The sequence below is a fragment of the Aeribacillus sp. JST-2 genome, from assembly GCF_056032925.1.
This window is the reverse complement of the sequence record NZ_JBVVUU010000061.1, coordinates 1-11,697: the sequence shown is the minus strand read 5'-3', so window position 1 is coordinate 11,697 and position 11,697 is coordinate 1. Positions and strand designations below refer to the sequence as shown.

At 39.0% G+C, this 11,697-nt stretch carries 10 protein-coding genes and 1 pseudogene; 6 read left to right on the top strand and 5 right to left on the bottom strand.

Annotation, left to right across the window (positions count from 1 at the left end; translation table 11 throughout):
- Window positions 1–77: 77 nt before the first annotated feature.
- The 3 genes and pseudogenes from AC0KTX_RS15890 to AC0KTX_RS15880 form a co-directional block, all read left to right on the top strand.
- Window positions 78–457 (top strand): annotated as a pseudogene (locus AC0KTX_RS15890) (transposase); the annotation flags it as partial.
- Window positions 458–834: 377 nt separating this feature from the next.
- On the top strand, window positions 835–1,020 hold the full coding sequence (locus tag AC0KTX_RS15885; RefSeq protein WP_474253061.1) for a sporulation protein Cse60: 186 nt from the start codon (window positions 835–837) through the stop codon (window positions 1,018–1,020).
- A 219-nt stretch (window positions 1,021–1,239) separates the two neighbouring features.
- The gene (locus tag AC0KTX_RS15880) at window positions 1,240–1,866 is read left to right on the top strand and encodes an NAD(P)-binding protein (protein ID WP_474253060.1); all 627 of its coding nucleotides are present in this window, start codon (window positions 1,240–1,242) and stop codon (window positions 1,864–1,866) included.
- On the opposite strand, the gene AC0KTX_RS15875 is transcribed toward AC0KTX_RS15880, so the two are convergent.
- Window positions 1,768–3,636, bottom strand: coding sequence for an IS1182 family transposase (locus AC0KTX_RS15875; RefSeq protein ID WP_474253059.1), 1,869 nt, complete (start codon window positions 3,634–3,636; stop codon window positions 1,768–1,770). The genes AC0KTX_RS15880 and AC0KTX_RS15875 overlap by 99 nt on opposite strands.
- A gap of 108 nt (window positions 3,637–3,744) precedes the next feature.
- Entirely contained in the window at window positions 3,745–5,028 is a 1,284-nt protein-coding gene (locus AC0KTX_RS15870) for a BaiN/RdsA family NAD(P)/FAD-dependent oxidoreductase (RefSeq protein ID WP_474253058.1), read from the bottom strand.
- Window positions 5,029–5,175: 147 nt separating this feature from the next.
- On the opposite strand from AC0KTX_RS15870, the gene AC0KTX_RS15865 reads away from it, so the two are divergent.
- The gene (locus tag AC0KTX_RS15865; protein ID WP_474253057.1) at window positions 5,176–6,786 is read left to right on the top strand and encodes a putative polysaccharide biosynthesis protein; all 1,611 of its coding nucleotides are present in this window, start codon (window positions 5,176–5,178) and stop codon (window positions 6,784–6,786) included.
- Between the two features lie 4 nt (window positions 6,787–6,790).
- Window positions 6,791–7,522 (top strand): pseudouridine synthase, encoded by a 732-nt coding sequence (locus tag AC0KTX_RS15860; RefSeq protein WP_474253056.1) that lies wholly within the window; start codon window positions 6,791–6,793, stop codon window positions 7,520–7,522.
- Between the two features lie 70 nt (window positions 7,523–7,592).
- On the opposite strand, the gene AC0KTX_RS15855 is transcribed toward AC0KTX_RS15860, so the two are convergent.
- A complete protein-coding gene (locus AC0KTX_RS15855) occupies window positions 7,593–7,814 on the bottom strand; it encodes a DeoR family transcriptional regulator (protein WP_474253055.1) in 222 nt (73 codons plus the stop codon).
- Between the two features lie 323 nt (window positions 7,815–8,137).
- A complete protein-coding gene (locus AC0KTX_RS15850; RefSeq protein WP_474253054.1) occupies window positions 8,138–8,329 on the bottom strand; it encodes a hypothetical protein in 192 nt (63 codons plus the stop codon).
- 473 nt (window positions 8,330–8,802) lie between these two features.
- Between AC0KTX_RS15850 and AC0KTX_RS15845 the strand changes: the two genes are divergently transcribed.
- Window positions 8,803–9,069, top strand: a complete 267-nt coding sequence (locus AC0KTX_RS15845; protein WP_474253053.1) for a hypothetical protein — start codon at window positions 8,803–8,805, stop codon at window positions 9,067–9,069.
- Window positions 9,070–9,978: 909 nt separating this feature from the next.
- Here the strand turns inward: AC0KTX_RS15845 and AC0KTX_RS15840 are convergent.
- Window positions 9,979–11,280, bottom strand: a complete 1,302-nt coding sequence (locus AC0KTX_RS15840; protein ID WP_474253052.1) for an NCS2 family permease — start codon at window positions 11,278–11,280, stop codon at window positions 9,979–9,981.
- Window positions 11,281–11,697 lie beyond the last annotated feature (417 nt).

Sequence of the window (11,697 nt, the reverse complement as noted above, 5' to 3'; positions counted from 1 at the left end):
TTGTTTCGAAATCAATAAAAAATTGAACATTCTTAGTATTTTGAATCATCAGATTTAATTACTGCAATGCTAGTGATGATGGATCAATTGTTAGCTATGTTTTAGCACATTCCAATAATAATCATCTTGTATTCCAAACGTTGGATCAAGCCACCGCACTTTTAAATGGAGAGCATCCACTTATTCATAGTGACCGTGAGTTCCAATATAAAACGTAGGATAGACCAAGCAGGGATGACACAAAGTATGTCAAGAGTAGGCATATGTATTGATAATGGGCCAATGGAGTCTTTTTGGGGAACGCTTTAAATGCGAGAAGTATTATTTACATAAGTATCAGTCATTTGAAGAATTATCTCTTGCGATTGATGAGTACATCCGCTTTTATCATTATGAAAGGTATCAAAAAAGATTAAACGGCCTTAGCCCCATGGAATATAGAGCTAAAGCCGCTTAGGTATATTTTTATTATTTCTACTGTCTACTTGACAGGGGGCAGTTCATAAGTCGGTTTTCGACTTTGAGCTGCCCCTTTTTTATCGAATAACGCTTTGTCACTTTCATGGAATTCCCCTCTCTTTTGTTAGCATCATCGTCATAAAGTGAAAATGACCGCCTACAAACAATAAACATAAGAGGAGGAAAATCTTCATTGAACTTCTAACTTCCGCAGCGAAACCCCCTAATTCTGCAGAAGAATACGATGATCAGTTTCAAATCAATCCGCCAACGTTTTTGCAAGCTCCCTTCTTTTTTCAAAACAACTTTTTTGTCATATTTGTACAAGCATAAAAGTATATTGGAAACAACAATAAAACGAGGAGTGTGAAGAAATTGAGCTATAAAGTCGCCATTTTTGACGAAGAACATGAAAAAGATTTGGAAGAGGAAGTGAACGCCTTTTTAACAACCCTTTCAAGCCCCAAATATGTCGATATAAAATATCATGTGGCGGTAGCATGCGATCAAAAAGACGAACAAATTTACTGTTTTTCAGCGATGATTGTTTACAAAGAATAAAAAAGTCATTTTTAAAAAACTTCCACAAACTTGAGGAAAAGTCTATTATATAGGTAAGTGGGGAAACAATTGTGCAAGGAATCATGCCTCGATTTCCTGAAAACATTTCTTTTTGTTATCCTTGGCGATCGTCTAAAAAATTAGCTGAATAGAAGAACCGTCTAAAAAATCGGCATTTATTTGTAAGCGTACGGCGAAAAATGGTAAAAGGGTGGCTATATGTACTACAGTGTGATGTTGAAAATGAAAGGAAAAAAAACAGTCGTTATCGGCGGCGGAAAGGTAGCGGAAAGAAAAATAAAAGCTTTGCTCGATGCATGTGCTGATATAACAGTTGTCAGTCCACATCTGTCTGATCATCTGTTTCGGTTGCATCAAGAAGAAAAAATCTGTTGGAAACAAAAAATGTTTGAAAAAAAGGATGTGGCCGGAGCGTTTCTTGTTATTGCCGCAACCAATGACAAACATGTCAATCAACAAGTTTTTCAGTCATGTGAAGCACATCAGCTGGTCAATGTTGTCGACGCACCGGAAAACAGCAATATCATCATGCCTGCAACATTCAAAAGGGGAGATTTGGTTATCAGCGTGTCGACGAGCGGAAAAGTTCCGGGACTTGCGAGAAAAATCAAAAATGAGCTTGCGCACCAGTTTGATGAAACATTTGCTTCTTATATGCAATTCCTTGAGGCAAGCCGAAAACGCATCATTGAGGAAGTTGACGATCCGGATCGAAAACAGTTTATTTTACGTCAATTGCTGGAGAAAAAATTTTTGGAGGCTTCCGATGAAGAAAGAATGAAATGGCTCGATATTCTTCTCCAACAAAAAGGGGCTGTCCGATAAGTCCCTAAAATGAAGCAAGTGGAGAAAAACAATTCGTTTCTCTCCACTTGCTTTTATATTTTTTCGATTTTTATCTGAAAGTAGCTGGCGGATGCCGGCTACTTTCAGTATGTTGTGGGCTAATGCCACAATCCCAAACTCAACATGTACTTTGTCGAGCCCCCGTAAAGAAAATCTGCGGAACGACCGATTGCCCTTGATGTGACCGAACACACTTTCTGCCTCGACTTTGCGTCGAGCGTAGATAGCGGCTTTCTCTTCACATTCAAGGGCTGTTTTGGCCTTTGCTTTCATTTCTTCGAAGATGGGATTCCAGTGAACTTGACGATTTCCCTTCGCTTTTGTGCATTTCGCTTTCAATGGGCAATCGGTACAATCTTCACATTCGTATATTTTGAAGCTTTGTTCATAGCCAGATGGATTCTTTTTGTTTTGGTATTTTTTAAACGTTACTCTCCTTCCATTCGGGCAAATAAAACAATCATCCTCTTCACAATAGGTCCAGTTTTTGGCATTTTTAATGTCTTTTTTGTATGTACGTGTTTGTTCTTTTACATAGCTCCCATAAGGAATTAGAAACTCAAACCGGGGCTCTTTCTCATCACCAACTGCATATACATAGTTTTCTTCACTACCATAGCCTGCAACCGCAATAACTGTTCGGGGCATCGGTAATGAAGTGGAGGCTAGCTTCTCCATATGTGGGATAAAGCAACGTGTATCGGTCGGTCGTTGATGAATGGTATAAAACAAGATAAACTGATTCTCTGTCCCCATTTGCACGTTGTATCCGGGCTTGAGCTGACCGTTTTTCATTTGGTCTTCTTTCATGCGCATGAAGGTTGCGTCTTTGTCTGTTTTCGAGTAGCTGTTACGGTCACCGAACATTTCCTTTTGTTCTTTGTATCTTGCCATTCGGGGCAGGAAATCTTCACGAATTTGTTTCACCGATTTCTTTAATTGACTGCGTTTTTTTCGCTTCTCTTTCCGAATGGATGTATCGGTCTCCTTTTCGATTTCTTCCGTTAGCGTTTCAACTTTTTCTTCTATTTCTTTTGCGATTTCCTCCAGGTTTTGTTCGGTGATCTCTGTATGTTGATCGCTTTCCTTTTGCCCTGTTCCGGCTTCTAATTGGGTTAATTCATGAATGTGCTTTAGTGTTTCTTGGATTTTTTCTTTTAATTTCTCTTCGAATTTCAAAGTGGATTTTTTCCACACAAAAGAATACTTATTGGCATTGGCTTCGATCTTAGTGCCATCCAAAAAGTAGTTTTCCATCGTGATGTAATGTTCTTTTATCAATTTGAGAATCATGACTTCAAAGAGCTCATCCATGAAAGCTTTCATCCGTTCCCCTCGGAACTCATTAATGGTGCGAAAATCTGGTTGTTGCATCGCTGAAAGCCACATGGCAGGAATATTTTCTTTAACGAGTTTTTCGATTCCTCGGCAGGAATAAACCTTTTGAGAATAAGCATACAGAATGATTTTCAGCATCATTTTGGGATGATAGGAACTTCTGCCGCCGCCTTTATAATGAGAAAACAATTGTTTATCTGGTATCGCCTCCACCATTTCGTCCACGACACGTGCCACGTGATGTTCGGGTATAAGAGATTCAATATCATAAATCATTTGAACTTGACGGTTGTCATATGGTTTGAAAGTAGGGGCTAAATTTCTTTTGGCAGGAGCTTTTTCTTCTTTTACATCTAGAGGAAGTGTCATTTGTGTGTTATAATTTTCAGGAGTAATCATTTGATTGCTCATAAAAAATCGTCCTTTCTGTAATGTTGTGTGGTAACTTCATTTTACTAGAAAGGACGGTTTTTTTGTGCATTTTTTTTAAAAAGTGAAAAAATGAGGGGCTCCAAAAAGTCAGTTACCCTGACTTTTTGGACAGCCCCTTTTTGCATAAAGGCTTGCGTTTAAACCTGCCAGGCGTCCCGTCACAAGCGCAGCTGTGATATTAAACCCGCCGGTGTAGCCGTGAATATCCAATATTTCTCCGCAAAAATAGAGGCCTTGCATAATTTTTGAGGCCATGCTTTTGGGATCAATTTCTTTCGTCGAAACGCCGCCGCCTGTCACGAATGCTTTTTCGATCGGCAGCGTTCCGTTTGCTTCAAAACGGAAATCTTTTATTTGATGGACAAAATTCCGCAGTTTTTCCTTTGAAAGCTGAGAATATGTCATCGAATGATCAATTTCGGAGGCATCAAGCAAAAAGAGCAAATAACGTTCTGGCAATAATCCTTTTAAAACATTTTTGATCGATTTTTTCGGTTCTGCCTTTAATTTTTTGGCAATTTGTTGAAGGAGCGCTTCCTCCGTTTTATCCGGAAGAGCATCGATCGCCAGCACGCAGCTTTTTTCCTTTTTCAGTTCTTTCACGACAAATTGGCTGCATCTGAGCGCAGCAGGACCAGAAAGGCCAAAGTGGGTGAAAAGCAAATCCATCCGGTGGGTGATGACCGTTTTCCCTTTCTTGTTGATGACACTTAAAGCGGCATCCCGCAATGACAAGCCTTGCAGCATCTTCTTTTGAATGAACGGTTCGTTCGATGTGATTGGCACTTCAGTCGGGTATAACTCTGTTACGGTGTGCCCAGCCTTTATCGCCCAAGCGTAACCATCGCCCGTCGAACCTGTTTGCGGAACTGATTTGCCGCCAACAGCCACAACGACAGCCTTGGCAGGAAGAAAAGCTCCGTTTTCCAAACAGACGCCTTTCACTTTACCTTGTTCGTATTCAATTGTTTTGACCGGATGGTTCGTTTTTATGTGGACGCCCAGTTTTTTAAGTTCGGACAGAAGCGCATCGACAACGTCTTGTGCTCTGTTGGATACCGGAAACATTCGTCCATGATCCTCTTCTTTTAAACGGACCCCAAGCTTTTCAAAAAAGAGGATGATGTCCTCATTATTAAATTGAGAAAATGCCCCATATAAAAATCGGCCGTTGCCCGGGATATTCTTGATCATTTCTTCAACCGGAAGCCGGTTCGTCACATTGCAGCGCCCGCCGCCGGAAATAGCGAGCTTTCTTCCAAGTTTATTTCCTTTGTCTAACAAAAGGACGTTTCCATTGTTTTCCCCGGCAGCAATTGCGGCCATAAGTCCGGAAGGGCCGCCGCCGATGACGATGACATCATATTCCATAATCCCACAACCTTTGCAAAAATTAACCCTTGTTTCATTATAAGAAGATGTTTTTTTGATTTCAATTCTCGTTGGCTGTACCTTCCTTTGCTAGGAATGTGGTAAAATAATAAAGTTGAAATTTGTTGGATTAATGGTGGGAAAAATATGTCGAATAAATTGTTGAGAGGAACGTTTATTTTAACGTTAGGCACATATATTTCAAGAATATTAGGAATGATTTATGTCATTCCCTTTTTTGCATTGGTCGGGGAGCTCGGAAGCGCTCTGTATCAATACGGATATGTCCCATATACGATTTTTTTGAGTGTTGCCACAATGGGATTTCCAATGGCCATTTCCAAATTTGTTGCAAAGTATAATTCTATTGGCGATTATGCGACGAGCCGAAGAATGTTTCGCTCGGGTCTGGTTGTCATGCTCATTACCGGCATCGTCACTTGCGGGATTTTATATATAACCGCCCCGATCTTTGCCGTGCACCAACTTGGCCAAAATGAACTGCAAGGGGTGACGGTTGAAGAAGTCACTTTTGTCATTCGGATGGTCAGCTTGGCGCTTATCGTTGTTCCTGTCATGAGTTTATTAAGAGGTTTCTTTCAAGGGCATCAATCGATGGGTCCGACTGCCGTTTCCCAAGTTGTTGAGCAGCTTGTTCGCATCGCTTTTTTATTATATTCCAGCTACCTCATTATGAAAGTTTGGCATGGCGACTTAGTGACAGCGGTCGGTTATGCAACTTTTGCAGCTTTCGTCGGAGCCATTGGCGGATTATTTGTCCTGTTTCTTTATTGGATCAAGAGAAAAAATTCCCTTTTGGCAATGCAGGAAAATATTGTAGAACCGTCTGACATTTCAACAAGGCAAATGTTTTTCGAGGTGTTTCGCTACGCCGGCCCGTTTGTGTTTGTCAGCTTGGCGATCCCTTTGTATCAATTTGTCGACTCCGTTACGTTCAATAAAGCGATGATACAAGCCGGAGAAGGAAAAACCGCGCAAGATTTATATGCAATGGTAAACTTCTTAGTAAATAAAATTGTCATGATTCCCGTCTCACTTGCGACAGCCTTTGGTTTAACGTTGGTGCCGGCGATTACGAAATCCTTTATTGATCAAAACATGTTGCTTGTCCGCAAACAAATTGACCAAACGTTCCAAATTTTAATGTTTCTTGTCCTTCCGGCGACTGTTGGGATGATGATTCTTTCCGAACCGATCTACATCGTTTTTTATAATGATAATAAAACAGGAGCAAGCATTTTAACAGCCTATGCACCGATCGCTTTATTGTTTTCCTATTTTACGGCCACAGCCGCGATTTTACAAGGAATTAATAAACAAAAGCTCGCGGTCATCAGCTTGGCATTCGGCCTTCTGTTAAAAGCTTGCTTAAACAGTTGGCTCATCGGCCTCTTTGGAGCGTACGGTTCGATTTTGGCCACGGCCATCGGTTTTATAGGTTCGCTGATTTATGGGTTTGCGATGATTCGCCGCCATTCGGGCTATTCCTTTAAAAAATTTTGCAAAAGAACAATATTTACAGGAATATTGGTCATCTTTATGTGTGTTGTCGTTATGGCATTTTCTTCTCTTTTCTCTGTATTTGCCGACTACCATGAAAATAAGGCAACGGCTGCCATCTTGGTGGGAGGAGCTGTTTTATTGGGAGCCGGTTCGTATTTTTCGCTGGCCAAACAAACCGGTTTTTTAGCAGTTATTTTCGGATCTGCGCTCAAGAGAAAACGGGCGAGGGGGTGAATCGATGAGGATCGATAAGCTTTTAGCCAATGCGGGGTACGGAAGCAGAAAAGACGTGAAAAAAATGATAAAGGCAAGGATCGTTCAGGTTGATGGAGAAGTGGTGACAGATCCTAAAACAAATGTCGATCCAGACAAGCAAGAAGTGACGGTCAACGGTGAACGGGTAATCTATAAAGAACACATCTATTTGATGATGAACAAGCCGGCTGGCTTTTTGTCGGCGACTGAAGATCATTTTCAAAAAACGGTTCTTGATTTGCTTGAGCCGGAAGATCTTGTTTATCACCCGTTTCCGGCAGGACGGCTTGATAAAGATACCGAAGGGCTATTGCTATTGACATCCGATGGACAGCTTGCCCATCAATTAACATCGCCAAAAAAGCACGTCCCGAAAACTTATTATGCCAAAATCATCGGTTCCGTGACGCAAGAAGATGCAGAAAAGTTTCGTTCAGGAATTCGATTAGATGACGGGTATGTCACCAAACCGGCGCTGCTTGAAACCATTCATTCAGGTGAAATTTCGGAAGTTTATGTCACCATTACGGAAGGAAAATACCATCAGATCAAGCGAATGTTTGCTTCTGTAGGGAAAAAAGTAAAATATTTGAAACGATTGAAAATAGGAACGCTTCAACTTGATCCAGCGCTGCAAACAGGAGAATACCGCGAATTGACAGACGAGGAACTGGAACAGCTGAGGTCGGCTTCCGCTATCATACATGAAAGATAAGCAAGAAAAAAGGAACCTCCTTTAAAGGTTCCTTTATATGTATATGAACTTGTGTATTATCTTTTTTCGGTTAGGATGACATCTTGACCTTTTTGTTGGTTGTCGCCCATTTGCCTCTCGCAGGGCTGTGCACTAAATCGTTGTATGCCAACACGTTTAAATCGCGCTGAATCGTCCTTGGCGTAATGCCGAATTCATCTACAAGCTCTTGTGTTGTTACAGTACCTCTTTCTTGAATGAACATGTAAACGGACTTGATACGGGTTAGCATACGGTTTGTTGAAGGTTTCAAAAAACCACTCCTTATCGTTTAATGCATCCCAAAAACACAAACCTACAGTTTCAATGTCAAGACCTTTGATGTCAAACTCCTAAAGCGGTACATTTCTATTATACACAATTTTGCCCCTTGCTTTCCACTGTGTTCATAAAATTCACACAATATTTACAATACTTACCTCTCATAGACCGATTTAACAGCTTGAACTGACCCCAGTCGAATAGACAAATAGTGAAGTGATGATTCCTTTAACTAAAAAAAAATTCAATTGGTGATTAGAAAGCTTGATAAAGGCAAAAAAAACTCAACTGTTGGAATTTTCGAAAATCTACAAATTATCTTTTTCTTAAATACCTTTGTTGTCTAAGCAATACAGATGCAAACAATAAAACGATGCCTAAATAGATGAAAGGCAAATCCTTGCCATCGATAAGCAATGAAAAAAAGATGTAAAATACAAGGACAATGCCTAAAGAAATATTAAAAATCTTATGCATGAAAATCACTCCAATGATGATACATTTCATTTTACTACTTCCTCTCTTGTAACCGGCAGATAACATTTACAGTAAGCGCCAAATAAAATGTAACACCGTTGTCTAGGAAAAATGTGCGTTTGGCATGGAAGAACGAACACGATAAACCTTGTTAAGACGGTGAAACTTTCTCGAACGTTCCCGATACGTGTTACGACGTAAGTAAAGATTTTCTTGAAAGAGGGGGGATATGGATAAAGAAATAATAAAGGGCAGTATTAATGCTATGCTAGAGGATAAAAACATAAAAACAATTTTAAAATATTCACTTTATTGGTATTACATGTTAAATTTATAAAGAACAATTATATTGAATTTTCAAAAAAAATAAAGGGGAGAAAGAAAATGAAAATTATGAAATCAAAAGTGCTACCTACAGTATTATATTAACCTTAGGAATTGGACCAATAGGAGCATCGGCAGCTACTCATAGTAAGACAACTAAAATAGCAACAGCTAAAGTTTTGAAAGATTCAGTCGATGAAGAAGCTAAATTAAAAGTTCTTGCATCAATATTAAGAGCAGGTGGATGGGTACTTGAGGAAGCTCTCGCACCTTTAAGCAAATCAGCAGCTAATAAAATAAAAAAATATCGATTAAAAATAGCCGATGGACTGAAAAAAGTAGAAACTACAACTGAAAGCGGAATATCTAAAGGTCTTCAAAAAGCTGGTATACCAGAAAATGTTGCAGATGATATTGCTAAAATCATCGTTTCATTTCTATTATAAACTTAAGAAATAAGGAGGAAGCAGAACAGAACAGTTAACTGTTCTGCTTTAAATTGTTGACATGAAAAAAGATTTTTTTTTAGTTCCTATATTTATAGTAATTGTTTTAATTATCATTATATGTTTCATAATGGGTTTACAGTATGTAGCGAGTATAATGGTTAGTTTCGAGTTTTTAAGTTTTTATGGACCAATATTTTTATCTTTGAATGTACTTGCTGGATTTATCTTACTTATTCCTTTAAGTATTTTATTGGAAACTATCGTTAATTATACGGGATTTAATAAATTTGGAGGAATTTTCATCGTTCACATAATCGAGTTATCATTATTTATTTTTTATATGAAAATTACAGTACCACGTATGGATATTGTTAAATTCTATTCTGATACAGAGATAATTTTTTATACAATTATGTATTTTGGTTTTTTGGGAATTGGAACAATTGGGAAATGATAGAAAGAGAAGATAAGCAATCCCAAAATACAAATAAGTGAAAGGAATTTATAAAATGAAAAATAGTCGATGTTTTTTTATTTTAAAATTTACTATTCTATTTATGACTTTTGTTTTCAATAATAGGACTTGAATTTCTAGACAGACCCTTATGATGATTAATGCTCCACAAATTTAATAGTTCGTTCCAACTGAATAGAGGTCCAGCCCGCATCCAGAACTCTCTCGAATCTTGATATATAGAAAAGCTCTTTTGGTGAACGACGAAACGGTGTTACGCAAAGATTTTCGAATGTTTATACATAGAAAAACTCCCCTTAAGGTAAACAGATTGCTCTACCTTAAGGGGTGCATATCAGCTTAGAGAGGTCATTTCTAATTCAAAACCCGATATCCATTTTTTATTTTTAATAGATTTTCCCTTTTGGGGAAGCCACTTTCGCAATGCGTAATTAATGACCTCCCAGGAAAAAGAGCTGGATGAAAAATAGTACGGCGAAAATGTACAAAAGTGGATGAATCTCTTTCCATTTTCCTTTCATCAATTTTAAAAGCGGGTAGGAAATAAATCCTAGCGCAATTCCGGTTGCAATGCTTGATGTCAGCGGCATGCTTAAAATAACTAAAAAGGCAGGAAAAGCTTCATCTAATTCTTTCCAGTTGATATCGGCAATCGAACCCATCATTAAGCTGCCGACAATAATCAACGCAGGAGCTGTGATCGCTGAAATGCCGGACACAGCTGCAACGATCGGACTGAAAAATGCAGCAACTCCAAACAATACGGCAACGGTTAAAGTTGTCAATCCAGTTCTACCGCCAGCAGCTACTCCTGAAGAAGACTCAATGTAAGCACTCGTCGGAGTTGTCCCGAGCATAGCGCCTGCTGTTGCTGCTATTGAGTCAGCTAGAAGGGCTTTGCGTGCATTCGGCATTTCATCCCCTTTCATTAAACCGGCCTGTTTGGCAACGCCAATCATTGTTCCAGTTGTGTCAAAAATGGTGACTAATAAAAAGGAAAAGACGACTGCAAATAGGCCATGTTGAATCACATCCCCAATTGCATCAATCGGGTTGGCGATTATAATGCCTTCCGGCAGTTTTGGAATTGAAACAATTCCTTGGTCAAACGATAATTGTCCGGTAAAAAATGCGATGATACCGGTACAAATCATTCCGATAAAAAGTGCACCATGAACATTCAAGCTCATTAAGATAAGAGTTATAGCAAGGCCGACTAAGGCGAGAACAACGGAAGGGGAATGCAGATCCCCAAGAGTCACTAAATTTTGCGGATGATCGGTGATCAGCCCGGTCATTCTTAGTCCGATAAACGCAATAAATAAGCCGATGCCGGCGGTAATTCCATTTTTTAAATTGCTTGGAATGGCCTCAATTATTTGTTTACGAAACGGAGTTAGCGAAAGAATAATAAATAAGATGCCTGCAAGAAATACTGCTGAAAAGGCGATTTCATAACTAACTTTTTCCGCCCCAACAACTGTATAGGCAAAATATGCGTTCATTCCCATACCCGGGGCGATCGCAATCGGATAATTTGCCGACAGCGCCATCCACAATGTGCCGATGATCGTGGCAACAACTGTCGCTGTAAACACTTGATCAAACGGAACGCCTGCTTCCGATAAGATAATCGGATTGACAACAACGATATATACCATTGTTAAAAAGGTGGTTAAACCGGCAATAATTTCAGTTTTAACATTTGTTCCGTGTTCTTTTAGTTTAAACATATGATACCTCCAATTAAATACGAACATTTTATAAAAACATATATATAATATTCGTTTTTTAACTTTTTTGCAAGAGGGGTGCTGGCATTTTATAATTGAATGTAGGTGATAATGAAATGATGAGCCGTAAAAACATCAGTAAGTACTAAGGTAATATGTCAAGCACCAATTTTTAAGGAATTGGAAATTTTCATCTTACCAAGATCTAAAAAAGCAATTTTTAAGAAGCCCAGTAAAACAAATAACATTTACTGTAAAAAATGTAAAGATATATTGGCCAATTCCTTTTCGCCTCAGTTTAGAGGCAACAGCAGTTCCGCCATTCCAAGCGACTTGATTCCCATCTATCACCCGTAAACCATTCAACCAAAATCTGCGTCGCAATATCGATTCAATTGACAATTTGACAACTAAACA